Genomic DNA, 24,444 nt, shown 5'->3' with positions numbered 1-24,444 from the left:
CCCTCCAGAAACAAAAATCGCGCGGCCATATGTGGAGGGGGAAGACCCGGTCCTGGCGGCGCGTTTCGGAATCGTTCGGGCAGTCAATCTCGTTCGGGGTCTCCTTAGCCGAAGGCGGCCCTCGATACAAATGAGGATGGCCGGCGCCGCAATCATTGGGGACAGGATGTCCATGCGACGGAAGTCAGGTTGCGTTCGCGGGCGGGCGGTCTATAGACGGCGCTTGCCCCGACGTTAGCGGGGTGGACGGAGCTTTGCTGAGCGAAATGACGACCTTCGACGATCGGGAAAAGGCCTTCGAAGCCAAATACGCCCTCGATCAGGAGCAGGAGTTCAAGGCCATCGCCCGGCGCAACCGGATGCTGGGCCTTTGGGCTGCGGAAAAGATGGGCTTGTCGAGCGAAAGCGCGGACCAGTACGCCGCCGCCGTAGTGCGCGCCGATTTCGAACAGCCGGGAGACGAGGACGTGTTCCGCAAGGTTGCCGGCGACTTCAAGGCCTCGGGCCTGTCGGTGTCGGAGGGCGAGATTCGCTCCAAGATCGACGAACTGGCCTCGATCGCCCGCGAGCAGATTCGCGCCGGCGAGTAATTGCCTCGGTCTTTGGACTGATCTGAGAATTCGAAAGGGCCGCACCCGGGGGAAAGTGCGGCCCTTTCTTCTTGCCGGGGACGTTGGGGGGATGTCTCACCCGGCGTACTGTGCGTCTCGCGCCCCTGAAGAACACCAGGGCCGAGATTTGGTTTCAGGCGTCGCCGCCCAAAACCAAATATTTTTACGGCATCAGAACCGTGTCGACGACGTGGACGACGCCGTTCGATTGGCCCACGTCGGCTTGGGTGATCGTGGACTTGCCGCCCTTGGCGTCGGTTATGACCCAGGTGTTGTTCGGGCCGGCCGAAACCTTCAGTTCTTCGCCCTGAACCGTCTTCAGCGTGGCGGTGCCGCCGTTGGCCTCGGCCTGGGCTGCGATATCGGCGGCCGTCAGACGACCGGCGACCACGTGGTAGGTCAGGATCTTGGTCAGATCAGCCTTCATCGCCGGCTGCATCAGGCTGGTGCGCGTCGCCTCGGGGATCTTGTCGAAGGCGGCGTTGTCAGGGGCGAAGACCGTGAACGGACCCGCGCCTTGCAGGGTGTCGACCAGGCCGGCGGCCTTCACGGCGGCGACCAGGGTGGTCAGGTTGGAGGCTTTGGAGGCGTTGGCGACGATCGTTTCGTTCGGGCTCATGGCAGCGCCGCCCACCATCGGGTCGGTCGCGGGGGCCATGGCGGCGCCGTCGGCCGGAGCCATGGCGGTCGATTCCGCCGGAGTCGTGGCGGCCGGCTCGTTGCCGCAGGCGCCGAGCGCCATCAGCGCGCCGCCGGAGACGGCGACGAGCATAAGATTGCGAAGTTTGGTCATGTGTTTCGTTCCCTTTGGGCCGCTCTCAAGGCGGTAACGGGAACGTTACGCACGACACCGCACAATGGATGCATGCCGCGCGACAAGACATCGCAGCTTCACCATTCAGTTTTCGCGCGCATTTCTATGCTGCTTCGCAGCAAGAGACCTATCACTCTACCAGATCAGTCAACGAATTCCAGCTGTTCGCCTTGCTTGGCAGTGGAATCGCATGAGCGGGGCTGGATGAGGGTAGGTCGATAAGGCGAACGCCTGCGACGTCGCCGATAATGCGCCGTCCCAACTTGGCCGCCAGCTTGCCGTTGAAGGCGACCGCTCTCAGCCGCGGCAAGCTGCCGATCAGGCCGCGCAGATCAGCCGCCTCCGGCGAGCGGATCGCGGCATCCAAACTGCCCGACCTTTCCGCCGACGCAATCACATCCCACAGGCCCACGCCGCGCGCCGTCAATCGATCCAGCCGCTGCTCATAGCGAAGGGTTACAAGGTCCTCGCCCAACACACCGCCGATCAGGGGCCAAAAGGCGTTGCGCGGATGGGCGTAGTATTGCGCCGCCTTCAGCGAGGCGTCGCCGGGCAAACTGCCCAGGATCAACAATCGGGTTTCCGCATCGACGACGGGTGCGAACCCCAGCCTGCGATCGCCCGTGTGATCCGTCACTTGACCGGCGGGTCGTCGCGCAGCCAGCCGGTGATCGAGCGGCGCTTGCCGCCGGCGTAGGCGGCGACCGGCGCGACGGAGTGCTGGCGGGGCGTCTTGAACACCGTCCAGACGTTGAAGCCCGGCTTGAACCCGCGCTCGATATCGCCGTTGGCGTCGTGAAACAGCAACTGGCCGCCCCAATCTGGCCGCCAATCGCGCGACAGACCCAGCGTATAGGCCGCCCGTCGCTCGCCCACGCCCGTGTCGTCGTGCTGGGTCAGGAAGTCGCCGGGCCGGAACCAGGTGGCTTGCGCGTCGATCTTGGTCACGCTGGCTTCGCCGGTCACCGCCTTGGCGAATGTGGTGAAGGGCGTGTCGTTGAAGAACTGCACCAGGGCGTGCGTCGCATGGCCCTCGTCCTTGCCGGTGAGCAAGGTCGTGATGATCGGATAAGCCAGATAGATGAAGGAGAAACCGTCGCGACCCTCCCCCAGCGCGCGCTGCATCTGGGCGCCGATAGCATCTCTGCCCATGGCCTGCATGTCTTGCGGCGACAGCAGCTTGCCGCCTTCCGGCGTCTTCAAGGACAGATGCCAAGCCGTGTCGTGTTCGAGCGCAAGCTCCAACCATTCGGCGCTGACCTCATCCAGCAGATCGGGCACCTGCACCATGCCGTCGCGCGCATAGGCCGCCGCATAGTCGCGGGGATCGAGCCGGGGATTGAGCCGGATCGTGCGCTCGCTCATGACGTCAGTCTCCGAACACCCGCTTGAACACCACGTCCACGTTCTTGGTGTGGTAGCCGAGGTCGAACAGGGCTTCGAGCTGGTCGGCGGGCAGGGTGACGCGGTCGTCGGCCTTCAGGAAATCCAGGAAGGCGCCTTCGCCGCGCCAGACCTTCATGGCGTTCTCCTGAACGGCGGCATAGGCGTCTTCGCGCGACACGCCGGCCTGGGTCAGGGCCAGCATCACCCGCTGCGAGTGCACCAGACCGCCCAGGCGGTCGATGTTCTTCTGCATATTCTCTGGGTAGACGTTCAGCCGCTCGACCACATTCGCCAGACGGTGCAGGGCGAAGTCCAGGTGGATGGTGGCGTCCGGGCCGATGCCGCGTTCGACCGAGGAGTGGCTGATGTCCCGCTCATGCCACAGGGCGACGTTCTCCATCGCGGGCGTCACGGCAGAACGGACCAGACGGGCCAGGCCGGTCAGGTTCTCGGTCAGTATCGGGTTGCGCTTGTGCGGCATCGCCGACGAGCCCTTTTGACCCTTGTCGAAGAACTCCTCGGCTTCGAGGACTTCGGTGCGTTGCAGGTGGCGGATCTCGACGGCGAGACGTTCGACCGAGCTGGCGACGACGCCCAGGGCGGCGAAGAAAGCGGCGTGGCGGTCGCGCGGGATGACCTGGGTCGAGACCGGCTCGACCGTCAGGCCCATCTGGTCGGCGACATACTGTTCGACCGCCGGATCGACGTTGGCGAAGGTGCCGACGGCGCCCGAAATGGCGCAGGTGGCGATCTCTTCCTTGGCGGTGATCAGGCGGCGTTTGGCGCGCTGGAACTCGGCGTGATAGCCGGCCAGCTTCAGGCCGAAGGTGACGGGCTCGGCGTGGATGCCGTGCGAACGGCCCACGGTCGGGGTGTATTTATGCTCCTTAGCGCGGGTCTCCAGCGCGGCCAGAACCCGATCAACGCCCTCGATCAGCAGGTCCGAAGAGCGCGCCAGCTGAACCGCGAAACAGGTGTCCAGCACGTCCGAAGAGGTCATGCCCTGGTGCAGGAAACGGGCTTCTTCGCCGACGATCTCGGCGACGTGCGTCAGGAAGGCGATGACGTCGTGTTTGGTGGTGCGTTCGATCTCGTCGATGCGGTCGGCGTCGAAGGTCGCATCCTTGCCCTTGGCCCAGATGGCGTCGGCCGATTCCTTGGGGATCACGCCCAGCTCGGCCATCTTCGTGGCGGCGTGGGCCTCGATCTCGAACCAGATCTTGTACTTGGTTTCCTGGGACCAGATGGCGGCGGCGACGGGGCGGGAGTAGCGCGTGATCATGGGCGGGTCGTGTCGGTCGTGGGGGGCGCGGAGTCAAGGTTTGCGGGACGGCGCGGTTGACTTTGGAGGCCGTTGTCCCAGATTCAGCGCGCTTTCAGGAGGACGACCTCCCCCACATGGGACCAACGCCGGGACGACCCGACGCCATGCAGGGAGAATGTCATGGCCTGGGTATTCCTTGTTTTCGCCGGCCTGCTCGAAGTCGTCTGGGCGTTTCTGATGAAGGCGTCGGCCGGCTTCACGCGACCGTGGCCGACGGTGGGGATGATCGTCTTCATGATCGGTTCGTTCGGTCTGCTGTCGCTGGCGATGAAGACCCTGCCGCTGGGCACGGCCTACGCCATCTGGACCGGCATCGGCGCGGTCGGCGCCTTTGTGGCGGGCGCGGTCTTTCTGGGCGAGCCGCTGACGCCGCTCAGGATCGCGGGCGTCGCCCTGGTCGCATCGGGCCTGGTTGTGCTGAAGCTGGCGGCGAGCCATTGATGGCGGCGACAGGAGACGCGTGATGGAACTGGTGATCGGCGACAAAGCCTATTCGACGTGGTCGTTGCGGCCGTGGCTGGTGCTGAAACATTGCGGCGCGGCCTTCGACGAGATCATCGTGCCGCTGAACCAGCCCGACACCGATCAGCGCATCCGTGAGCATTCGCCGTCCGGCCTTGTCCCGGTGTTGAAGGTCGAAGGCGAGGTGATCTGGGATTCGATGGCCATCGCCGTCTGGGCGGCCGAACGCTATCCGCAAGCCCGCCTCTGGCCGTCAGACGCCCATGCGCGCTGGCTGGCGCGTTCGGCGGCGTGCGAGATGCACGGCGGCTTCACCGCCTTGCGCACGGCCTGTTCGACCGGCCCGGATCACTGGATGATCGGCCCCAGTCGCGCATCCGCGCCGGACCATCCGGGACTGGCCAAGGATTTGCGCCGGATCGTCGAACTGTGGCGGAGCCTGCGTGAGCGGTTCGGCGCGGGCGGGCCGTATCTGTTCGGCGACTGGTCCGTGCCGGACGCCTTCTTCACGCCGGTCGCCGCCCGCATCCGCCATTTCCAGCTGGACCTCTCAGCCCATGGAGACGACGGTACGGCCCGGACCTATGCCGAGACCTTGCTGGCCCATCCGCATTTTCTTGAGTGGGAAGCCGACGCGCTGGGCTTAACGCACGACAACCATCCCGGCTGACGCAGCGTTAAGCGGACGCTGTTATCTCGATGGGGATGACGAGCCCGATCCTGCCCAGCCCTCCGACCCAAGCCGCTGAGCGCGGCCTCAATCCGGTTATGGCCTATGGGCTTGCGGCCCTGGTCGGGGCGGCGTTTTGGGCCAGCCTGCTGTTCGCGGTCTTCTGAGAGGTCAGCGCGCGCCGGCGATGGGCGTGGTCTCGGCGATCAGGACCGGCTCGGCCTGCGGAGGCGGGGCGACGTAATCCAGCGCCATCGGAACGGCGCGCGCGCCCGACGCGACGGCGTCCAGTGTCTTTAGTGGGCCGCCGAACAGCCGCTGATAGATCCAGTAGCTGGCCATAACCTTTTCGACGTAGTCGCGCGCTTGGGGCACGTCGATCGTCTCGATCAGCAGCAGGGGGTCGGCGTCCGCGCCCAACTTCCTGACCGCCGCCAGCATCGGCCCAGGCCCGGCGTTGTAGGAGGCCACGGCCCGCAGCAGATCGCCCTGGAAGGCCGGCAGGGCCAGCATCTTGTTGATATAGGCCTGGCCCAGACGCATGTTTACCGCCGGAACCAGAAGCTTGGTCGGGTCCGAGACGAAGGTGCGATCGCCGGTCATTTCGGCCGCCGTCGTCGGCATGACCTGCATCAGCCCATAGGCGCCGACGCTGGACCGGGCGTTGGGATTGAAGTCGGTCTCCTTGCGCGCCAGGGCATAGACCAGCGCCCGCTCGATGACGAAGCCGCCTTCGGGCGCCAGGTCCGGCATCGGATAGCGGTTCGCATCGATGCGCGTGGCGTCGCCGTTGTTGACCGGCAGGATGGCGCGCGCCAGGGCCGTCCACATCTTGGCCGCATCGCCCACGGCGGTGCGCAGCCCCGACCGCAGCTCGGTCTCGGCGTCGGCGTTGCGCCCGACCTCATAGAAGGCGACGGTGCGTTTGGCGCGGGCGTCGGCCTGGACGAAGGCTTCCAGGGCGGTCGGTTCGACGGCGGCGCTCTGGGGCACATAGGCGGCGCGGCGCAGGCGTGGCTCGGCTTCGTAGGGGCGGGGGCCCATGTTCTCGATCGTCGGCTCTTCTCCGAGCTGACGCAGGGCGATCTGGCCATAGAAGGTGGCGGGCCACTGGGCCGACAGGCGCAGATAGTCTGTGACGCGATCCTGGCGACCGGACTGGGCGGCGGCGCGCGCGGTCCAGAAGGCGGCGCCGGCGCGGACCCAGGCGTCCTCGGTTGGATCGTTGGCGACGCGTTCGAAGGCGGCGAAGGATTCGTGGAACTGGCCCAGGCGCCATTCCGCCAGGCCGACCGTCCACCAGTCGCCGATCTGGCGCCCCAGGGCCGAGGCGCCGGTCAGGTCGTCATTGTTGTAGGCGACGCGCGCCGCCTTGGCCGGATCGGTCACGCCGCCGTCGCCGGACACGGCGCTGACCAGACTGTTCCAAGTGCGGCCCAGCACGCCGCCAGGACGCACCGGCTCGGGCGCGCCGTCGGGGCGACGACGCAGCGCCAGCGTATAGACTCGGTCTGCGCACGGCAGATCCGAATAGGTCTCAAGCCAGGCCGTCAGCTCTTCATAGGTGGCGACATGGTCGGGATGAAACAGGCTCTCGAACTCGACCTGACCCAGCAACACGCGGTCCTGCGCCTGACGGGCCGCCATTCGGGCCGTCTCGATATCGCCGCGGCGCAGGGCGTCAAAGGCGGTGGTGTAGGAGATTCTGTCGGCCGAGCTCAGCGCGGTGGGACGTCCGGAACCGGCACTGGCCTCGGCGGTTGACCCGTAGGGCGTCTCGGCGGTCGCCGCCGTCGTGGCGGCGCAGAACGCAAGGACAAGCGTCGACGCGAGTATCGCGCGGCGGAACAGAAACATAAGCGGCGGCCCCCTCGTTGGCGACGCGCGTAAGCTACGGGCGCGTGTATGGCGATCGGTCGTCAGCATGCGAACATGCCGCGATTAGCCTTGTTCTTCAACCGAGTCCGTTTCAAGGCGAACGGCCAGCGAAAGCAGGTCGCTCCACACCTGTCGTTTCGCTTGTGGCTGACGGAGCAGAAAGGCGGGATGCAGGGTCGGCATAACGGGCGCCGACACCGCCCCTTCCAGCAGGCGCCATTCCTTCCAGTTGCCGCGCAGCTTCATGATGCCTTCCTCGGCGCCGAGCACCGACTTGGCCGAGGCTGCGCCCAGAAGCAGCACGGCCTTGGGCTTCAGCAGGGCGAAGGCGCGCTCGACGAAGGGCGCGCACACCGCCTGTTCCTGCGGGCTGGGGGTGCGGTTGCCGGGCGGACGCCAGAAGACCGTGTTGGTGATGAACACCTTGTCAGTCAGGCCCGCCGCCGCCAGCATCCGGTCCAGCAACTGCCCGGCCTTGCCCACGAAGGGTTGCCCCGCCCGATCCTCATCGCCGCCGGGACCTTCGCCGACGATCAGAACCGAGGCGTTGGGGTTGCCGCGTCCGAACACCGATTGCGTTGCGCCCATGCCGCGCAGCGGACAGCCCTCAAACGCCGCGACCGCCGCCGCCAGATCCTGAAGCGTCGCGGCGCCTGCGGCCAGCCGCCGCGCCTCGGCGAGGGCGTCATCGGCGTTGACGCCGGCCAGGGGCATGACGACCGAGGCCGTCGCCCTCTGCACCGCCTTTACGGCCGGCGGCGGGGCGACATGGGTGTGATCGACGGGCGCATCGCCATAGCAGGCGTCGACCCCCGCATCCCGCCAGAAGGCGAGCAGGCTTTCGACTGCAGCGATGTCATGGGGTTGCGCGTTCATGTGTCGGACCACCGATAAGCCTTGACCGCCCTCGCGTCACCTTCCGATAAGCGGCATAACCACACAGATAACCGGGATTCAGGGGAAACCATGGCTGAAGACGCCATCGAAGGCGGTGCGGAAAACGCCCGTCAGGACGCCATCATCGACAATCTGCCGCCGCTGGAGGCGCTGAACGGCGTCGAGCGCGAGATCATGGAATATGATGTCGTGATCGTCGGCGGCGGCCCGGCCGGCCTGTCGGCGGCCATCCGCCTGAAGCAGCGCGCGGAAAAGGACGGCAAGGAGATCACCGTCGCCGTTCTGGAAAAGGCGGCCGAGGTCGGCGGCCACATCCTGTCGGGCGCGGTCATCGATCCCAAGGCGCTGAACGAGCTGTTCCCCGACTGGAAGGAACGCGGCGCGCCGCTGGAGACGCCGGTCACGAAGGACAAGTTCCTGCTGCTGGGCCCGCAGGGGTCGGCGTCGCTGCCGATGCCGCTGATGCCGCCCTTCATGCACAATCACGGCTGCTACATCGCCTCGTTGGGCAACGTCACGCGCTGGCTGGGCGAGCAGGCCGAGGCCCTGGGCGTCGAGGTCTATCCCGGCATGGCCGCCAGCCACGTCGTCTGGGAAGAAGAGACGGGTCAGGTGAAGGGCGTCGTCGCCGGCGTCTTCGGCATCGACCGCGAGGGCAAGCCGACCGGCGACTTCCAGCCCGGCATCGAACTGCACGGCAAATACGTCTTCATCGCCGAGGGCGTGCGCGGCTCCCTGGCCAAGACCATCATCGCCAAGCACAAGCTTCAGAACGGCAAGTCGCCCCAGAAATACGGGATCGGCCTGAAGGAGTTGTGGCAGGTGCCGGCCGACAAGCACCAGCCCGGCCTGGCCCAGCACACCACCGGCTGGCCGCTGGACGAACACACCGGCGGCGGCAGCTTCCTGTATCACTTCGGCGATCGCTACGTGGCCGTCGGCTACGTGGTTCACCTGAACTACAAGAACCCGTTCCTGTCGCCGTTCGACGAGTTCCAGCGCTTCAAGCACCACCCCGAGATCGCTCAGCACCTGGAGGGCGGAACACGCATCTCCTACGGCGCGCGCGCCATCACCGAAGGCGGCCTGCAGTCGATCCCGAAGCTGAGCTTCCCCGGCGGCGTGCTGATCGGCTGTTCGGCCGGCTTCGTGAACGTGCCCCGCATCAAGGGCAGCCACAATGCCATGAAGACCGGCATGCTGGCCGCCGACGCCGCTTACGAGGCGGTTCAGGCCGGGCGCGCGGGCGACGAACTGGTCGAATACCAGACCGCCTTCGAAAAGAGCTGGGTTTATAAGGAGCTGTCGGTCGTCCGCAACGCCAAGCCCCTGCTGTCCAAGTTCGGCACGACGCTGGGCGGGGCGCTGGGCATGTTCGACATGTGGTGCCGCACCCTGTTCGGCGGCCTGTCGCCGATCCCGACGCTGAAGCACGAAAAGACCGACGCCGCCTCGACCGGCCTGGCCGCCGACCACAAGGCGATCGCCTATCCGAAGCCGGACGGCAAGCTGTCGTTCGACAAGCTGTCTTCGGTGTTCATCTCCAACACCAACCATGCCGAGGACCAGCCGGCCCACCTGAAGCTGCTGGATCCGTCGATCCCGATCCGCGTCAACCTGCCCAAGTACGGCGAGCCGGCGCGGCTTTACTGCCCGGCCGGCGTGTACGAGGTCGTCTATGGCGACGAGGCGGCCAAGGCTGATCCGCGCTTCGTCATCAACGCCCAGAACTGCGTCCACTGCAAAACCTGCGACATCAAGGATCCGTCGCAGAACATCGTCTGGACCACGCCCGAGGGCGGCGGCGGTCCGAACTATCCGAACATGTGACGGAACGGGGCAGGGCGGCGTTCCGCCCTTGCCCGCCGCCGCAAAAGCGTGAAGGGTCCGGGCATGATCGCCTTCCGTTCTCGCGTGTTCGCCGCCTCCCTGACCGTCCTCGCCGTGGCGCTTGCCGGCCATGCCTCGGCGCAGCAAACGACCCCGCCCGCCCCGACGCCGGACACCCATCCGCCGGCCGTCATCCCGGAGCCGGGCCAGACGGCGCCGGCTCAGGCGCCGACCGAGGCCGCGCCCGATCCTCACATCATCATCACCGACACGCCCGCGACGCCGGCGATCCCGGCCGTCTGGGCGCCGATCCCGACGAACGCCGAGGGCCGCAGCGCCTATGGTCTGTATCTGGCGGGCAAGCTGGCCCTGATGCAGGGCGAGGGGGCGACGGGCTCGGACTACCTGGCCCAGGCGGAACGACTGACGCCGGAACAGCCGCGCGTGCGCGAACAGGCCTTCACCTCCGCCCTGCTGACCGGCGATCTGGATGTGGCGGCCGCCCTGGCCCCGACCGATGCGACCGCGTCTCCGGCGTTCGTTGAGGGCGGGCGGCTGGTGCGTCTGGTTCAGGACTTCGTGCGCGGCGACGCCAGGACGCCGAACGCCGAACTGGGCCGTCAGCCCATCGGCGCCCCGCACGCGCGCGCCGGTCTGCTGGTTGCGCCGTGGATCGCCGCCGCAGCCGGCGACTGGACTCGGGCGCTTCAGCCGGTCCCGACCGCCGGCGATCCCCTGACCCTGGCCTTCGCCCGCATCAATCGCGCCGCCCTGCTGGAGAAGCGACGTGACTATGCCGGGGCCGAGGTCGAGTTGAAGACCGCTTCCGAAGTCGCCGGCGTCGGCGCCCTCTTCAAACGCCCTTATGGCGAGTTTCTGGAACGGCGCGGACGCCGCGACGACGCCGTCGCCCTGTATGAAGCCGCCATGGCGGTCCAGCCCTTCGATCCGGGCGTGGCCCGCGCGTTGCAACGGCTGAAGGACGGCGCCCGCCCGCCCGCCCTGCCCGACTTCCGCGAAGGCGCCGCCCAAGGCCTGATCACCGCCGCCGCCCAGGCTTCGGCCGAGCGCGGCAACGAGTTCGCCGCCGTCTATCTGCGCCTCGCCCAGAACCTGCACGACGATGACGAGACGGAATATCAGCTGGCCCAGGTGCTTTCCCGCGCCGGGCTGAAATCCGCCGCCCGCAACGCCCTGTCGCGGGTCGGGACCGCCGATCCGCAGCTCTACGCCGCCGCCCGCGCTCAGCTGGCCGTGGCGCTGGAGGAAGACGGCCAGTCGCAGGACGCGCTCACCGAACTGCGCCGCGCCGCCGCGGCCAACCCCGACGATCGGCAGATCGCCTTGGTCTTGGCCGGTCAGCTGATGCAGCTAAAACAGCATGACGAGGCGCTGACCCTGCTGGACGGGCCGCTTCTGAACACCGCTGATCAGGGCGCCAGCGTCCACTTCCTGCGCGGCGCCGCCTATGAGGCGCTGGGTCGTGTTCCCGAGGCCGAGGCCGAACTGTGGGCCGCGCTTCAGACCGCGCCGAACGACGCCGATATGCTGAACTACCTCGGCTATCTCTGGGTCGATAAGGGGCTGCGCGTCCAGGAAGGCGCCGAAATGATCGCCCGCGCTCATGCGCTGGAGCCCGACAACGGCAACATCCAGGATTCGCTGGGCTGGGCGCAGTTCAAACAGGGCCAGTACGAAACCGCCGTCAATACGCTGGAAGAGGCTGTCGACAAGGAACCGTCCAACGCCGAGATCAATGATCACCTCGGCGACGCCTATTGGAAGGTCGGCCGTCAACGCGAAGCCGTCTGGCTGTGGAATCGCGTCCTGGTGCTGGAGCCTGAACCCGAACGTCGGGCCGAGGTCGAACGCAAGATCGCCAATGGGCTGGACGGCGCGCCGAGCGCTCAGGGCGTCGCGCAATAGGTCATGCCTGCCCTGACCGCCTTGGCGCCGGCCAAGATCAATCTGTTCCTACACGTCGGCGCGGTGGACGCTGACGGCTATCATCCGCTGTCCAGCCTGGTCGCCTTCGCCGATGTCGGGGATCGCGTGTCGGTCGAGCCGGCGGATCGCCTGTCGCTGACGGTCGACGGGCCCTTCGGCGGCGGGCTGGGCGCGACGGACGACAATCTGATCCTGCGCGCGCTGCGTCAGCTGGGCGAGGCCTGCGGCATCGGAGAGCCGAAACTGAAGGTCACGCTGGACAAGCGCCTGCCCATCGCGGCGGGGCTGGGTGGCGGATCGTCCGATGCGGGCGCGGCGCTGAAGCTGGCGCGCGACGTCCTTGCGCTCGATCTCGACGACCACGCGCTTGAGGCGGTTGCGGGCGTCGTCGGCGCGGACGGGCCGATGTGTCTGCGGATGCGCACGGCCTGGGCCGAGGGGAGGGGAGACGTGCTGACCGACGAACCCCGACTGCCGCCGCTGCCGACCGTGCTGTTCAATCCCGGCGTCCCATCGCCGACCGGCGCCGTCTATCGCGCCTATGATCAAGGGCGGGTGCAGGCCGCCGACAGACCCACGCCGCCCCAGGACTGGTCAATCGCCGCTGTCATCAAATGGCTGTCGGCCCAGCGCAACGATCTTGAAGCGCCTGCACTGTCCCTGACGCCGGCGATCGACGCGGCCCTGTCGGCGGTGGCGGTGACGGACCAGATCGCCCTGACGCGAATGTCCGGCTCAGGCGCGACGGTGTTCGGTTTGTATCCCAGCGACGACGCGGCCCAATCTGCTTCGCGCGCATTGTCCGCCGCACATCCCAAGGCCTGGGTCAAAGCAACGCAGCTGTCCGTACAGCAACGCTAAAGCTTTGTGGCCGAATACCGGCCATCAGACTGCAAAACCGGCGATTTCGCCCAGGTCTCGCCCAGATCATCACAAACGTTACGCATTGTTTCGAAATCTCGGAACCAGATCACGGCGTTCTGATTTGAGTCGGCAGTTCCGATGTCTGGAACGGGTCGCCGTCTCCCCCGTGGCGATCCTCAAACAGGAAAAAGGAAATCGCCATGCTTCGTGCAAAACTGCTTGCCGCTACCGCCGTCGTCAGCCTGATGGCCGCCCCAGCATTCGCTCAGGACATGACCGCCCCGGCGACCACGACCACGCCCGCCCCGGCGACCATGCCGCAAACCGATCCGGCCATGCCAGCCACGCCGCAGACGCCGGCTCCGACGGCTGAGGCCGCCGCGACCACGACCACGACTGCAGAGGCGACCACGCCCGTCGCCGGCGAAACCGTCGTCGACAAGCTGAAGGCCAGCGGTCAGTTCACCACCTTGCTGGCCGCGCTGGACGCCGCCCAGCTGACCGACACCCTGGCCAGCCGCCCGGCCATCTCGATCTTCGCCCCGACCGACGCCGCCTTCGCCGCCGTGCCCGAGGCCGAGCGTACCCGTCTGATGGACCCGGCAAACGCCGCCGAACTGCGCCAGCTGCTGCTGTATCACGTCATCGTCGCCGACGTGACGCCCGACCAGATCATGGGCAAGAAGGGCGGCGTAGAGACGGCCGCCGAGAGCCAGGTCCTGCTGGACGGCACCGGTTCGGCCATCAAGGCTGACGGCGCGACCGTGGTCAGCGCAGAATTGGACGCCTCGAACGGCGCCATTTTCCCGATCGACAAGGTCCTGAACCCGGCGAATTCCATGGCCGCCATGGGCGATGAAGAGGCCGCCGCGCCCGCCGAAGCCGCCGCTCCGGCCGCTGAGGCGACGCCGGATGCTGAAGCGACGCCGGCCCCGACCGCGCCGAACGGCCAGCCCGCCGCGATGACGACCACCACGTCCTCGTCGCCGGTCGTCAATCCGACTGACGGTCAGGTCGACACCCCGGCCACGCCGCCGGTTGATGCGGCTGATCCCGCCGCCGACGGCGCGGCCGAAGCCAAGCCGACCCCGAACTGATCAGGGTCATCCACGCGCTCGCTCGGTAGCGTGTTGAAGCGGAAGGCGGCGGGCCCTATGGTCCGCCGTCTTTTTTGCAGCCCCTCCCCAAGAGCCCGATTTGACCACCTCGACCGAGCCGCTCGCGTTTCAGGACCTGATCCTGACTCTCCACCGCTATTGGGGCGAGCAGGGCTGCGCCATTCTGCAACCCTATGACATCGAGGTCGGGGCCGGCACGCTGCATCCCGCCACCGTCCTGCGCGCGCTCGGCTCCAAGCCGTGGAAGGCCGCCTATGTCCAGCCCAGCCGCCGTCCCGGCGACGGCCGCTATGGCGAAAACCCCAATCGCCTCCAACACTATTACCAATACCAGGTCATCCTGAAGCCGAACCCGGACAACCTTCAGGAGCTGTATCTGGGGTCGCTGGCGGCCATCGGCATCGATCCGAAACTGCACGACATTCGCTTCGTCGAGGACGACTGGGAGAACCCCACCGTCGGCGCCTGGGGTCTGGGCTGGGAGGTCTGGTGCGACGGGATGGAGGTGACGCAGTTCACCTATTTCCAGGGCGTCGGCGGCATCGAGGTCGATGTGGTGTCGGGCGAGCTGACCTACGGGCTGGAGCGTCTGGCCATGTATGTGCAGGGCGTGGACAACGTCTATGATCTGAAGTTCACCAAGGAGGGCCTGACCTATGGCGAGGTCTTCCTGGAGAACGAGCGGCAACAGTCGGAAGCCAACTTCCACGGCTATGACGTCGACGGGCTGAAGCGCCGGTTCGAGGATATGGTGGGCGAGGTCCAGCGCCTGCTCGACATGCGCGGCCCGCAGGATCAGCCGCTGGTCCTGCCCGCCTACGACCAGGTTCTGAAGGCCAGTCACCTGTTCAACCTGATGGACGCCCGCGGCGCCATCGCCGTCGCCGAACGCCAGAGCTACATCGGCCGCATCCGCGAACTCTGCAAAGCCTGCGCCCTCGCCTATGTCGAACAAGAGCGGAAAACCGCCTGATGCCCCAACTTCTTCTCGAAATCTTCTCTGAAGAAATCCCCGCCCGGATGCAGCAGGGCGCCGCGCGCGACCTCGACCGCATGGTGTCCGACCGGCTGAAGGCTGCCGGCCTGACGTGGGACGCGCTGACGACCTATGCCGGTCCGCGCCGCCTGACGCTGGTCATCGACGGCTTGCCCACGGCCACGCCGGACCGCGAGGAAGAGGTCAAGGGCCCGCGCGCCTCGGCCCCGGAACAGGCGCTGGAAGGCTTCCTGCGCAAGACCGGCCTGACGCGCGATCAACTGACCGAGCGCGACGGCGTCCTGTTCGCCGTCCTGTCGTCCAAGGGCCGGGCCACGACGGACCTGGTCGCCGAAACGGTGGATCAGGTCGTCCGCACCTTCCCCTGGCCCAAGTCGATGCGCTGGGGGTCCGGCACGCTGCGCTGGGTGCGTCCGATCAAGCGCATCCTGTGCCTGTTCGATGGCAAGGTGGTCCCGTTCGAGATCGACGGGATTCAGAGCGACGCGATCACCGAGGGCCACCGCTTCCTGGGTTCCGGCGAGCTGCTGCGCGTCAGCGACTTCGTCGATTACCGCACCCAACTGGAAAAGAACTTCGTCCTGCTGGACGTCGCCGATCGCAAGCTGCGCATTCTGGAACAGGCCAAGGCCGCCTGCACCGCGCGCGGCCTCGCCCTGGTCGATGACGACGGCCTGCTGGACGAGGTGGCGGGTCTGGCGGAATGGCCGACCCCGATCCTGGGCGACATGGACCCGCAGTTCCTGGCCCTGCCGCCCGAGGTCGTGCGCCTGTCGATGAAGGTGCACCAGAAGTATTTCGCCGTTCGCGATCCGTCCAAGGATGGCCTGGCGCCCAATTTCCTCGTCGTCGCCAATGTCGAGGCGACCGACGGCGGCAAGGCCCTGGCCGCCGGCAACAGCCGCGTCCTGTCCGCCCGCCTGAACGACGCCCGCTTCTTCTGGGACGAGGATCAGAAGGTCGGCTTCGACGCCTGGAACGCCAAACTGTCCGGCGTCACCTTCCACGCCAAACTGGGCACCCTGGCCGAGCGCGTCGAGCGCATCGCCGCCCTGGCCCGCGAGATCGCCCCGCTGGTCGGCGCCGACGCCGACGAGGCCGAAACCGCCGCCCGCCTGTCCAAGGCCGATCTGCTGTCGGGCATGGTCAGCGAATTCCCGGAACTGCAGGGGATCATGGGCGGCTACTACGCCCGTCTCGCCGGCCATTCCGACGCCGTCGCCGACGCCGTCCGCGACCACTACAAACCCCAAGGCCCCGCCGACACGGTCCCGACCGCGCCCGTCACGGTCGCCGTCGCCCTGGCCGACAAGCTGGACACCCTGGTCGGCTTCTTCGCCATCGACGAGAAGCCCACAGGATCGAAGGATCCGTTCGCGCTTCGGAGAGCGGCGCTGGGCGTGATCCGGCTGGTGCTGGAGAATGAGGTGCGTGGATCGTTGGCGGGTATAATGAAGCCGGCCGGCACGATGATAATCACCGGCCGTAAGCTAGGCGCAGACACCAGTTATTCAGCCGATCTCCTAGCGTTTTTTGTTGACCGCCTGACCGTGCTCCTGCGCGACCAAGGCCAACGCCACGACCTCGTCGCCGCCGTCTTCGCTCTGGGCGACGATGACCTTGTCCGCATCGTGCGTCGGGTGGAGGCGCTGGCCGCCTTCCTCGCCACGGACGACGGGGCCAATCTGCTGGCCGGCTACAAGCGCGCCTCCAACATCCTGCGCGCCGAGGAGAAGAAGGGGCCCGTGCCCACCGGCATGGTTCAGACCGGCTTGCCGAACCAGCCCGAGGCCGAGACCACCCTGGCCTTCGCCGTCGGCGCCGCCCGCACCTTCGTCGAGGCCGCGCTGGGGACCGAGGACTTCGCCGCCGCCATGACGGCCCTGGCGCGCCTGCGCGCGCCCGTGGACCGCTTCTTCGACGACGTTCTGGTCAACTCCGACGTCCCCGAAGAACGCGAAAACCGCCTGAAGCTCCTGGGCCAGGTCCGCGACGTCATGGGTCAGGTCGCCGACTTCGGCCAGATCGCGGGGTAGGGGCCGCATTGTCTCCTCCCCACTTGTGGGGAGGGGGACCACGAAGTGGTGGAGGGGCTCTTGACGTCCCACGGCTGCGATGCGGTGAAGAACCCCTCCGTCCCGGCGCAAGCGCGCCGCGCCACCTCCCCATTTCATGGGGAGGAGACGGGGTGTTTCAGCTTCGGATTCGGTCTCTCGCCCTGTCGGCGATGAAATCGAGCACGTCGCCCAGGTCCAACCGCATTTGTTCGGCCGAGACGCGGATGACGGCAATGCCCTGGGTCGCAAGCCAGCGCGTGCGTCGAGCGTCGTGTTCGCCTCGGCCTTCGTGGCTTTCGCCATCGACCTCGACCGCCAGCATCGCCTCGGCGCAATAAAAGTCGAGCACATAGACGCCCGCCGGATGCTGGCGACGGAATTTCAGACCGTCCAGCGTGCGGCGGCGCAAGTGAACCCACAGTCGCGCTTCGGGCGGGGTCAGGGCGCGGCGCAGGATGCGGGCGCGGGAGACGGAGCCTTCGTGCGTCAAGAACCCCTCCACCGCTTCGCGGTCCCCCTCCCATTTCATGGGGAGGAGACGATGACGTCAAGGTTGTGCGCGCGCGTCGCTAGGAAACCGCCCACCCCCTCACGCATTGTTACATCCGCAATGGTCAAGGCCGCTCTCACGCGCTAGATCATGTTGCATGTGCGAGCGGGGCCAACCCGCCGGACGATCCGAAATGCTCAGGGACTGCATGATGACTCAGTGGGTGTACGGCTTCGGCGGAGGCTCCGCCGACGGCGACGCGTCGATGAAGAACCTTCTCGGCGGCAAGGGCGCCAATCTGGCGGAAATGTCGTCGCTGGGTCTGCCGGTTCCCCCGGGCTTCACCGTCACCACCGAGGTCTGCACCCACTATTACGCCAACAACGAGACCTATCCGGCCGATCTGGACGCCCAGGTCCAGGCCGCCCTGGCCAAGGTCGAGGGCGTGGTCGGCAAGACGTTCGGCGATGTCGAAAACCCGCTGCTGGTCTCGGTGCGGTCCGGCGCGCGCGCGTCCATGCCAGGCATGATGGACACGGTGCTGAACCTGGGCCTGAACGACCAGACGGTCGAAGGCTTGGCCAAGCTGTCGGGCGACCGTCGCTTCGCCTTCGACAGCTATCGCCGCTTCATCACCATGTATTCCAACGTCGTGCTGGGCCTCAGCCACGACGACTTCGAAGAGGTGCTGGACCAGCACAAGGATCGCCTGGGCGTCACGGTCGATACCGACCTGACCGCCGCCGATTGGGAGAAGGTGGTCGCCGACTACAAGGCCGTGGTCGAGCGCGAACTGGGTCACGCCTTCCCGCAGGATCCCAAGGACCAGCTGTGGGGCGCCGTGGGCGCCGTGTTCGAAAGCTGGATGAACGACCGGGCGAAATTCTATCGCCGCATGCACGACATCCCCGAAAGCTGGGGCACGGCCGTCAACGTCCAGTCGATGGTGTTCGGCAATATGGGCGAGACGTCGGCGACCGGCGTGGCCTTCACCCGCAACCCCTCGACCGGCGAGGCGCGCCTGTACGGCGAGTTCCTGATCAACGCCCAGGGCGAAGACGTGGTCGCCGGCATCCGCACGCCGCAGTCCCTGACCAAGATCGGCCGCGAGGAGATGGGCGAGACCGCCCCCTCGATGGAAGAGGCCATGCCCGAGGTGTTCGCCCAGTTCGTCGATGTCGTCGGCAAGCTGGAAAGCCACTACCGCGACATGCAGGACATCGAGTTCACGGTCGAACAGGGCCGTCTATGGATGCTGCAGACCCGCAACGGCAAGCGCACCGCCAAGTCGGCGCTGAAGGTCGCCGTGGACCTCGCCGCCGAGGGCGTTATCTCTCAGGAAGAGGCCATCAGCCGGGTCGAGCCGTCGGCGTTGGACCAGCTGCTGCACCCGACGCTGGACCCCAATGCGGCGCGCACCGTGGTCGCCGCCGGCCTGCCGGCCTCGCCCGGCGCCGCGACGGGCAAGATCGTCTTCGACGCCGACGAGGCCGAGCGCATGTCGGGTCTGGGCGAGGCGGTCATCCTGGTGCGCGAAGAGACAAGCCCCGAAGACATCCACGGCATGCATGCGGCGCGCGGCATCGTCACCGCCCGCGGCGGCATGACCAGCCACGCCGCTGTCGTCGCGCGCGGCATGGGCCGGGCCTGCGTCTCCGGGGCTGGCGAGATCCATATCGACGAGGCCAAGGGCACGTTCACCGCGCGCGGCCGCACCTTCAAGGCCGGCGAGGTCATCACCATCGACGGCTCCAAGGGCGAAGTGCTGGACGGCGCCGTGCCGATGATCGAGCCCGAACTGACCGGCGATTTCCAGACCCTGATGGGCTGGGCCGACAAGGTGCGCCGCCTGAAGGTCCGCGCCAACGCCGAGACCCCGCTGGACGCCAAGACCGCGCGCGGCTTCGGCGCCGAGGGCATCGGCCTGTGCCGCACCGAGCACATGTTCTTCGACGACACCCGGATCGCCGCCGTGCGCGAGATGATCCTGGCCGACGACGAGAAGGGCCGTCGCGCGGCGCTGGCCAAGATCGCGCCGTTCCAGAAGTCGGACTTCGTCGAACTGTTCGAGATCATGGCCGGCCTGCCGGTGACGGTGCGCCTGCTGGACCCGCCTCTTCACGAGTTCATCCCCCACACCGAGGAAGACATCGACGCCCTGGCCGGTTCGTCCGGCATCGACGCCGAGAAGCTCAAGCGCCGCGCCAAGGAACTGCACGAGACCAACCCGATGCTGGGCCACCGCGGCTGCCGGCTGGGCGTCGCCTATCCCGAAATCTACGAGATGCAGGTCCGCGCCATCATCGAGGCGGCGCTGGAGGTCAAGCAGAAGTCGGGCGCCGCGCCCCTGCCGGAGATCATGCACCCGCTGGTCGCCCTGGGCCTGGAGATGAAATATCTGCGCGAGCTGACCGACCGCACGGCCAAGGCCGTGTTCGAGGAGACGGGCCAGAGCATCGACTATCTGGTCGGCACGATGATCGAACTGCCGCGCGCCGCCATCCGCGCCGGGGACCTGGCCAAATACGCCCAGTTCTTCAGCTTCGGCACCAATGACCTGACCCAGACGACGTTCGGCATTTCGCGTGACGATTCCGGCCGGTTCCTGCAGGCCTATCTGGACAAGGGCATCTTCGAGACCGATCCCTTCGTGCGGCTGGACCAGGACGGCGTGGGCGGCCTGATCGAGATCGCCGCCGAGCGTGGGCGCAAGGTGCGGCCCGAGGTCAAGCTGGGCATCTGCGGCGAACATGGCGGCGACCCGTCGTCGATCGCCTTCTGCGAACAGGCCGGGCTGGATTACGTCTCCTGCTCGCCCTACCGCGTGCCGATCGCCCGTCTGGCGGCGGCCCAAGCCGCGCTAAACGTGGAGCGCGAGAAGGACCGCTAGGCCTCCTCAGCAGGAAGAACCCAAGAAGGGCGGTCTCGATCGAGGCCGCCCTTTTTGCTGCGGCGCCATAAAGTCGCCGATCTTGACGGAACGTTGTATGTGTCCCTGCGTCCACAGGCATTCGTCGTGTTTTTGCGCCCCTGGAACAGATGACGCCGTGACCTATTTAAGCACTCGCTGGATGGGGCTGATGATCGGCTCGGTCATCACATCTAGGAGTTAATAAGAAACAATGCGTAACATTCTTCTCGCTGCTGTCGCCGTTTCCGCAATCGCCGCTCCGGCCTTTGCTCAAACCAATCCTGAACCGCGTGGTTACGGCTCGCTAGGCTACACTCATCTTGAAGGCGACAATGCAACGACGGGCGCCGTCACCGGTCGTCTTGGCGTCAACCTCAACCGTTACATCGCTGTGGAAACCGAAGCCTCGGTCGGCGTGAAGCATGACGACTTCACTGTCGCGGGCGTGGATGGCGAGATCAAACACGAGTGGGACGCCGCCGGTTACGTGGTCGGCAAGGTGCCGGTCTCTGACAAGCTGGAACTGTTCGCACGCGGCGGCTACGGCCACACCGAGCTGAAGCAGGAGTTCCCGGGCGCCAACACCGACGTGGGCGGCGACAGCTGGAACTACGGCGCCGGCGCCAACTACTACCTCGACGGCGTCAACGGCGTGCGCGCCGACTGGACCCGTCGCGACTACCGCGACAACGGTGGTGAAGCCGACGCCTATTCGGTCAGCTACATCCGTCGCTTCTGATCTGATCGATCAGTCCTAACGACGAAGGCGCGCTCCGCAGGGAGCGCGCCTTTTTCGTTCAGGACAGCGAAATCAGCCGAAGTCGCCAGCCAGGGCCCAACGCTGCGAGCCTTCGCCGAACGGGCGAACGAACCAGTCGCGATAGTATTCAAAGGTCTCGATGATCTTTTGTCGAAGATCGGGCGGGTTGACCGCCTCGCCGCGCTGGCGCTTCATCGCCGCCACGCAATCGACCACCATGTTCTGATGCGCCGAGCCACCCATGCTCTTCAACACGGTGGCGATATCATGAGCCAAGCTTTCCAGGACCTGCTTGGGCGTCTTGTGAGCCATCTGGGACATCCCCTGTTCTCGACAGGAGAATGCGTGACAAAAAGTCGTGAAAGATTCAAGCGTGGCCGGGCGAGAATCATCATGGATGCGAATTAACCTGACATAACGCGGGTCGCGCGGTTTGGTTCTCTCAAGGGAGAAAACCATGACGAATTTCGATCCGGCGGCCGCGACGGCCCAATGGCTGGCGACCTTGTCGCCCCAAGAAACGGCCCGCGCGATCGCCTATACCCACGGTTCGCATTGGCTGATCCTGTGGAGCTTCCTGGTTTCGGCCCTAGTCGCCTGGATCATCGTGCGCACCGGCCTGCTGGTCGTGATCCGCAGCCGGATCGAACGTCGCCGCCGTCGTCCGATCCTGGCCAGTTTCGTCGTCGCCCTGGTCTATTCGGCCATTAGTTGGGCGCTGACCCTGCCGTGGGCGATCTATCAGGGCTGGTGGCGAGAGAAACAGTATGGACTGACCAGCCAGGCCCTGGGCGGCTGGCTGGGCGAGGCCGTGATCGGCGCAGCCATCTCGGTCGTGGCGACGTCACTGCTGCTGGCGGCGATCTATGCCCTGATCCGACGTGCGCGTCGGTTCTGGTGGGCCTGGGCGGCCGGCGTGACGGCGGCCTTCATCGTCATCGGCCTGGTGCTCGCGCCTTTGGTGATCGAACCAATTTTCAACACCTATGCGCCCGCGCCGAACGGGCCGGTGCGCGACGCCGTCGTGACCCTGGCCAAACAGACCGGCACGCCGTCGGACAAAATCTTCATCTACAACGGCTCCAAACAGTCCGACCGCTACACCGCCAATGTCTCGGGCCTGTTCGGTACGGCGCGGGTCGCGATGAGCGACACCATGTTCAAACAGGGCGCGGATCTGGCCGAGGTGCGTGGCGTGGTCGGCCACGAGATGGGCCACTATGTCCGGGCGCACATTCTGTGGACCGTCGGCATCCTGGTCCTCCTGTCGGTGCTGGCCTTCTGGCTGACCGACCGGCTGTATCCGGTGGCGCATCGTCTGCTGAGGGCGGATCGCGTGGGCGACATCTCCGACCCTGCGGGCCTGCCGGTCGTGGCCTTGGTGCTGGCTTTCCTGGGCGTGCTTGGCACCCCGGTCTTCGCCACCATGACCCGCACGATGGAGGAGGACGCCGACCACTTTTCGCTGGTTCACGCCAATGCGCCGGACGGTCTGTCCAAAGCCCTGATCAAGACCGCCGAATACCGCGCCCCGTCGCCATCGGCGATCGAGGAGTTCCTGTTCTACGATCACCCCAGCGTGGAGAACCGCATCCGCCGCGCCATGGAATGGAAGGCGACGCATCCCGCCCAAGCCTCGGCAGAGCAACCGACGCGTCGCTAGGGCATTGAAGGCTTCGCCATTCCAAGCGGAGCCTTCGCCCATGATCGACCTCTATCGCGGCCTCGGCCTGGGCGTTCCGGCCCTGATGGACATCGCGCCCCTGATCGCGCGGGTCGTGGTCGGGGGAATGTTCTTCCTGTCCGGCTTCTACAAACTGTTCACCCCGGCCCAGGCCGAGAAGATGAGCAAGACGATGGTCGAGGCCGGCATCGCGGCGCCGCGCCAGACCGCCAAGTTCGTCTCGATGTGCGAGTTCGCCTTCGGCGCCCTGCTGATCATGGGCCTGTTCACCAGCCTGGCGGCCCTGGTGCTGCTGATCATCAGCCTGGTCGCCCTGGTGACCGTGGCGTCAAACTCGGTGGAGGGGACCAGCCTCGGCTATCGCCTCTCCAGCTATTTCGACCTGCCGGAGACCTTGCTGATGGTCATCCTGATCTGGCTGATCGCCAATGGACCGGGGCTGTGGAGCCTGGACTTCGTCCTGTTCCTGCCCCGGCTTTAGGGCTTCAGGCGGCGCGCTTCCTGACGAACACCGTCCCGGCCGAATAGCCGGCGCCAAAGCTGCAGATCAGGCCCGTATCGCCCGCCTCGAACCCGTCGTTGTGCAGGTGGAAGGCGATGATCGACCCGGCCGAAGAGGTGTTGGCGTATTCGTCCAGGATGATGACGTTCTCATCGGCCGAGGGCTCGCGACCCAGCACCTTCTTGCCGATCATCGTGTTCATATTGATGTTGGCCTGGTGCAGCCACAGCCGCTTCAGATCGTGCGGATCCAGGCCCAGTTCGCCGGCGTGATCCACGATCATGTCCGACACCATCGGCACAACGTCGCGGAAGACCTTGCGGCCCTGCTGGATGAACAGCTTGTCGTTCTGGACGCTGTCGTCGGCCGCCGGGCTGTCCAGATGCGCGGTGTCGCGCGCATTGCGGTTCAGGAAGCCGAAGTTGTTGCGGATATTGTTGGAGAAGGTCGTCTTCAGCCGCGTGCCCAGCACGTCCCAGCCGCCCGGTCCCGCCGTATCCGACGACTCCACGATCACCGCGGTGGCCACGTCGCCGAAGATGAAATGGCTGTCGCGATCGGTGAAGTTCAGGTGCGCCGAACAGACCTCCGGGTTGACCATCAGCACCGCCTTGACCGAGCCGCCGGCGATGAAGTCCGCCGCCGTCTTGATGCCGAAGGTCGCCGAGCTGCACGCCACATTCATGTCGAAGGCGAAGCCCTCGATGCCCAGCGCCTGCTGCACTTCGATGGCCATGGCCGGATAGGCGCGCTGCATGTTCGACGCGGCGCACAGGACGGCGCCGATTTCCGAAACCGGCTTGCCCCACGCCTCGATCGCCTGACGCGCCGCCTTGACCGCCATCTCGGCCAGGATCGAGATTTCGTCATTGGAGCGTTCGGCCAGGTTCGGCGCCATCCGCTCGGGATCGATGATCCCGGCCTTGTCCAGCACGAACCGGCTCTTGATGCCCGACGCCTTCTCGATGAACTCGGGCGAGGAGTGCGACTTGGCCTCCAACTCGCCGGCCTCGATCTGGGCGGCGTGGCGTGCGTTCCAGCCGTCGGCCCAGGTGTTGTAGCTCTCGACCAGTTCGGCGTTCGAGACCGACTGTTCGGGGGTGAAGAGGCCGGTGGCGGCGATCACTGCATTCGACACTTTTTTGTTCCTATCGCTCAACGCGCGGCGTCTCGCTGCTTGAGGAGTGTGTTCCTATCGCTCGGCCCGCGGGACCTAGCTGCTTGAGGACAGTCCGTTTCCTA

23 protein-coding genes are annotated in these 24,444 nt (G+C 66.5%); 14 read left to right on the top strand and 9 right to left on the bottom strand.

The window, feature by feature from the left end:
* The first annotated feature begins 266 nt into the window (after window positions 1-266).
* The gene (locus PFY01_RS13885; protein WP_039244540.1) at window positions 267-590 is read left to right on the top strand and encodes a DUF1476 domain-containing protein; all 324 of its coding nucleotides are present in this window, start codon (window positions 267-269) and stop codon (window positions 588-590) included.
* A 184-nt stretch (window positions 591-774) separates the two neighbouring features.
* Here the strand turns inward: PFY01_RS13885 and PFY01_RS13880 are convergent, their stop codons facing one another.
* The 4 genes from PFY01_RS13880 to purB all read right to left on the bottom strand — a co-directional run bounded on the left by PFY01_RS13880 (window position 775) and on the right by purB (window position 4,093).
* Complete coding sequence (locus PFY01_RS13880; RefSeq protein ID WP_271041722.1) at window positions 775-1,404, bottom strand: fasciclin domain-containing protein; 630 nt, start codon at window positions 1,402-1,404, stop codon at window positions 775-777.
* Window positions 1,405-1,555: 151 nt separating this feature from the next.
* Window positions 1,556-2,062, bottom strand: coding sequence for a DNA-deoxyinosine glycosylase (locus tag PFY01_RS13875; protein WP_271041721.1), 507 nt, complete (start codon window positions 2,060-2,062; stop codon window positions 1,556-1,558).
* On the bottom strand, window positions 2,059-2,790 hold the full coding sequence (locus PFY01_RS13870; RefSeq protein WP_199059060.1) for a 2OG-Fe(II) oxygenase: 732 nt from the start codon (window positions 2,788-2,790) through the stop codon (window positions 2,059-2,061). Before PFY01_RS13870 ends, PFY01_RS13875 begins: the two co-directional genes overlap by 4 nt.
* Before the next feature lie 4 nt (window positions 2,791-2,794).
* Complete coding sequence (purB, locus tag PFY01_RS13865; RefSeq protein WP_137722239.1) at window positions 2,795-4,093, bottom strand: adenylosuccinate lyase; 1,299 nt, start codon at window positions 4,091-4,093, stop codon at window positions 2,795-2,797.
* A gap of 162 nt (window positions 4,094-4,255) precedes the next feature.
* Here purB and PFY01_RS13860 point away from each other — a divergent pair, with 162 nt between their 5' ends.
* The 3 genes from PFY01_RS13860 to PFY01_RS13850 are packed head-to-tail and all read left to right on the top strand — an operon-like array spanning window position 4,256 to window position 5,434.
* The gene (locus PFY01_RS13860) at window positions 4,256-4,576 is read left to right on the top strand and encodes a DMT family transporter (protein ID WP_271041720.1); all 321 of its coding nucleotides are present in this window, start codon (window positions 4,256-4,258) and stop codon (window positions 4,574-4,576) included.
* Between the two features lie 22 nt (window positions 4,577-4,598).
* Window positions 4,599-5,267 (top strand): glutathione S-transferase family protein, encoded by a 669-nt coding sequence (locus tag PFY01_RS13855; RefSeq protein WP_271041719.1) that lies wholly within the window; start codon window positions 4,599-4,601, stop codon window positions 5,265-5,267.
* Between the two features lie 29 nt (window positions 5,268-5,296).
* Window positions 5,297-5,434 (top strand): hypothetical protein, encoded by a 138-nt coding sequence (locus PFY01_RS13850; protein ID WP_271041718.1) that lies wholly within the window; start codon window positions 5,297-5,299, stop codon window positions 5,432-5,434.
* A gap of 4 nt (window positions 5,435-5,438) precedes the next feature.
* Here PFY01_RS13850 and PFY01_RS13845 read toward each other — a convergent pair whose 3' ends face one another.
* Window positions 5,439-7,124, bottom strand: coding sequence for a lytic transglycosylase domain-containing protein (locus PFY01_RS13845; protein WP_271041717.1), 1,686 nt, complete (start codon window positions 7,122-7,124; stop codon window positions 5,439-5,441).
* A gap of 84 nt (window positions 7,125-7,208) precedes the next feature.
* Window positions 7,209-8,021: a uracil-DNA glycosylase gene (locus tag PFY01_RS13840; RefSeq protein ID WP_271041716.1), complete on the bottom strand. Its 813-nt coding sequence runs from the start codon at window positions 8,019-8,021 to the stop codon at window positions 7,209-7,211.
* A gap of 195 nt (window positions 8,022-8,216) precedes the next feature.
* On the opposite strand from PFY01_RS13840, the gene PFY01_RS13835 reads away from it, so the two are divergent.
* From PFY01_RS13835 to glyS, 6 genes are all read left to right on the top strand, one after another.
* Window positions 8,217-9,872, top strand: coding sequence for an electron transfer flavoprotein-ubiquinone oxidoreductase (locus PFY01_RS13835; RefSeq protein WP_271043070.1), 1,656 nt, complete (start codon window positions 8,217-8,219; stop codon window positions 9,870-9,872).
* Window positions 9,873-9,935: 63 nt separating this feature from the next.
* Window positions 9,936-11,798 carry a tetratricopeptide repeat protein gene (locus PFY01_RS13830; RefSeq protein ID WP_271041715.1) on the top strand — a complete coding sequence of 621 codons (1,863 nt, stop codon included), beginning with the start codon at window positions 9,936-9,938 and terminating at the stop codon, window positions 11,796-11,798.
* Window positions 11,799-11,801: 3 nt separating this feature from the next.
* Window positions 11,802-12,680, top strand: a complete 879-nt coding sequence (locus PFY01_RS13825) for a 4-(cytidine 5'-diphospho)-2-C-methyl-D-erythritol kinase (protein ID WP_271041714.1) — start codon at window positions 11,802-11,804, stop codon at window positions 12,678-12,680.
* A gap of 203 nt (window positions 12,681-12,883) precedes the next feature.
* On the top strand, window positions 12,884-13,780 hold the full coding sequence (locus tag PFY01_RS13820) for a fasciclin domain-containing protein (protein ID WP_271041713.1): 897 nt from the start codon (window positions 12,884-12,886) through the stop codon (window positions 13,778-13,780).
* Window positions 13,781-13,880: 100 nt separating this feature from the next.
* The gene (locus tag PFY01_RS13815; RefSeq protein WP_055805924.1) at window positions 13,881-14,774 is read left to right on the top strand and encodes a glycine--tRNA ligase subunit alpha; all 894 of its coding nucleotides are present in this window, start codon (window positions 13,881-13,883) and stop codon (window positions 14,772-14,774) included.
* Complete coding sequence (glyS, locus tag PFY01_RS13810) at window positions 14,774-16,834, top strand: glycine--tRNA ligase subunit beta (protein WP_271041712.1); 2,061 nt, start codon at window positions 14,774-14,776, stop codon at window positions 16,832-16,834. The genes PFY01_RS13815 and glyS overlap by 1 nt, the downstream gene beginning before the upstream one ends.
* A 157-nt stretch (window positions 16,835-16,991) precedes the next feature.
* Here glyS and PFY01_RS13805 read toward each other — a convergent pair whose 3' ends face one another.
* Complete coding sequence (locus PFY01_RS13805; protein ID WP_271041711.1) at window positions 16,992-17,345, bottom strand: endonuclease domain-containing protein; 354 nt, start codon at window positions 17,343-17,345, stop codon at window positions 16,992-16,994.
* A 193-nt stretch (window positions 17,346-17,538) separates the two neighbouring features.
* Here PFY01_RS13805 and ppdK point away from each other — a divergent pair, with 193 nt between their 5' ends.
* Together ppdK and PFY01_RS13795 are read left to right on the top strand one after the other, a co-directional pair.
* On the top strand, window positions 17,539-20,235 hold the full coding sequence (ppdK, locus tag PFY01_RS13800) for a pyruvate, phosphate dikinase (RefSeq protein WP_420197075.1): 2,697 nt from the start codon (window positions 17,539-17,541) through the stop codon (window positions 20,233-20,235).
* 232 nt (window positions 20,236-20,467) lie between these two features.
* Window positions 20,468-20,995, top strand: a complete 528-nt coding sequence (locus tag PFY01_RS13795; protein WP_017504785.1) for a porin family protein — start codon at window positions 20,468-20,470, stop codon at window positions 20,993-20,995.
* A 72-nt stretch (window positions 20,996-21,067) separates the two neighbouring features.
* On the opposite strand, the gene PFY01_RS13790 is transcribed toward PFY01_RS13795, so the two are convergent.
* On the bottom strand, window positions 21,068-21,337 hold the full coding sequence (locus PFY01_RS13790) for a hypothetical protein (RefSeq protein ID WP_017504786.1): 270 nt from the start codon (window positions 21,335-21,337) through the stop codon (window positions 21,068-21,070).
* Window positions 21,338-21,473: 136 nt separating this feature from the next.
* Here PFY01_RS13790 and PFY01_RS13785 point away from each other — a divergent pair, with 136 nt between their 5' ends.
* Window positions 21,474-22,679, top strand: a complete 1,206-nt coding sequence (locus tag PFY01_RS13785; RefSeq protein WP_271041709.1) for a M48 family metallopeptidase — start codon at window positions 21,474-21,476, stop codon at window positions 22,677-22,679.
* A 40-nt stretch (window positions 22,680-22,719) separates the two neighbouring features.
* Window positions 22,720-23,181, top strand: a complete 462-nt coding sequence (locus PFY01_RS13780; RefSeq protein ID WP_271041708.1) for a DoxX family protein — start codon at window positions 22,720-22,722, stop codon at window positions 23,179-23,181.
* 4 nt (window positions 23,182-23,185) lie between these two features.
* Here PFY01_RS13780 and PFY01_RS13775 read toward each other — a convergent pair whose 3' ends face one another.
* A complete protein-coding gene (locus PFY01_RS13775; protein WP_271041707.1) occupies window positions 23,186-24,340 on the bottom strand; it encodes a beta-ketoacyl-ACP synthase III in 1,155 nt (384 codons plus the stop codon).
* Window positions 24,341-24,444: the final 104 nt, after the last annotated feature.

It is taken from the genome of Brevundimonas vesicularis, from assembly GCF_027886425.1.
GTDB lineage: Bacteria > Pseudomonadota > Alphaproteobacteria > Caulobacterales > Caulobacteraceae > Brevundimonas > Brevundimonas vesicularis_C.
This window is presented reverse-complemented; position numbering and strand designations above follow the sequence as displayed.

Bases quoted from the DNA above. Each gene is read 5' to 3' on its own strand.
- PFY01_RS13885 (WP_039244540.1), top strand. From the start codon at position 267: ATGACGACCTTCGACGATCGGGAAAAGGCCTTCGAAGCCAAATACGCC.
- PFY01_RS13880 (WP_271041722.1), bottom strand. From the start codon at position 1,404: ATGACCAAACTTCGCAATCTTATGCTCGTCGCCGTCTCCGGCGGCGCG.
- PFY01_RS13870 (WP_199059060.1), bottom strand. From the start codon at position 2,790: ATGAGCGAGCGCACGATCCGGCTCAATCCCCGGCTCGATCCCCGCGAC.
- purB (WP_137722239.1), bottom strand. From the start codon at position 4,093: ATGATCACGCGCTACTCCCGCCCCGTCGCCGCCGCCATCTGGTCCCAG.
- PFY01_RS13860 (WP_271041720.1), top strand. From the start codon at position 4,256: ATGGCCTGGGTATTCCTTGTTTTCGCCGGCCTGCTCGAAGTCGTCTGG.
- PFY01_RS13855 (WP_271041719.1), top strand. From the start codon at position 4,599: ATGGAACTGGTGATCGGCGACAAAGCCTATTCGACGTGGTCGTTGCGG.
- PFY01_RS13850 (WP_271041718.1), top strand. From the start codon at position 5,297: ATGGGGATGACGAGCCCGATCCTGCCCAGCCCTCCGACCCAAGCCGCT.
- PFY01_RS13845 (WP_271041717.1), bottom strand. From the start codon at position 7,124: ATGTTTCTGTTCCGCCGCGCGATACTCGCGTCGACGCTTGTCCTTGCG.
- PFY01_RS13840 (WP_271041716.1), bottom strand. From the start codon at position 8,021: ATGAACGCGCAACCCCATGACATCGCTGCAGTCGAAAGCCTGCTCGCC.
- PFY01_RS13835 (WP_271043070.1), top strand. From the start codon at position 8,217: ATGGAATATGATGTCGTGATCGTCGGCGGCGGCCCGGCCGGCCTGTCG.
- PFY01_RS13830 (WP_271041715.1), top strand. From the start codon at position 9,936: ATGATCGCCTTCCGTTCTCGCGTGTTCGCCGCCTCCCTGACCGTCCTC.
- PFY01_RS13825 (WP_271041714.1), top strand. From the start codon at position 11,802: ATGCCTGCCCTGACCGCCTTGGCGCCGGCCAAGATCAATCTGTTCCTA.
- PFY01_RS13820 (WP_271041713.1), top strand. From the start codon at position 12,884: ATGCTTCGTGCAAAACTGCTTGCCGCTACCGCCGTCGTCAGCCTGATG.
- glyS (WP_271041712.1), top strand. From the start codon at position 14,774: ATGCCCCAACTTCTTCTCGAAATCTTCTCTGAAGAAATCCCCGCCCGG.
- ppdK (WP_420197075.1), top strand. From the start codon at position 17,539: ATGCTCAGGGACTGCATGATGACTCAGTGGGTGTACGGCTTCGGCGGA.
- PFY01_RS13795 (WP_017504785.1), top strand. From the start codon at position 20,468: ATGCGTAACATTCTTCTCGCTGCTGTCGCCGTTTCCGCAATCGCCGCT.
- PFY01_RS13790 (WP_017504786.1), bottom strand. From the start codon at position 21,337: ATGTCCCAGATGGCTCACAAGACGCCCAAGCAGGTCCTGGAAAGCTTG.
- PFY01_RS13785 (WP_271041709.1), top strand. From the start codon at position 21,474: ATGACGAATTTCGATCCGGCGGCCGCGACGGCCCAATGGCTGGCGACC.
- PFY01_RS13780 (WP_271041708.1), top strand. From the start codon at position 22,720: ATGATCGACCTCTATCGCGGCCTCGGCCTGGGCGTTCCGGCCCTGATG.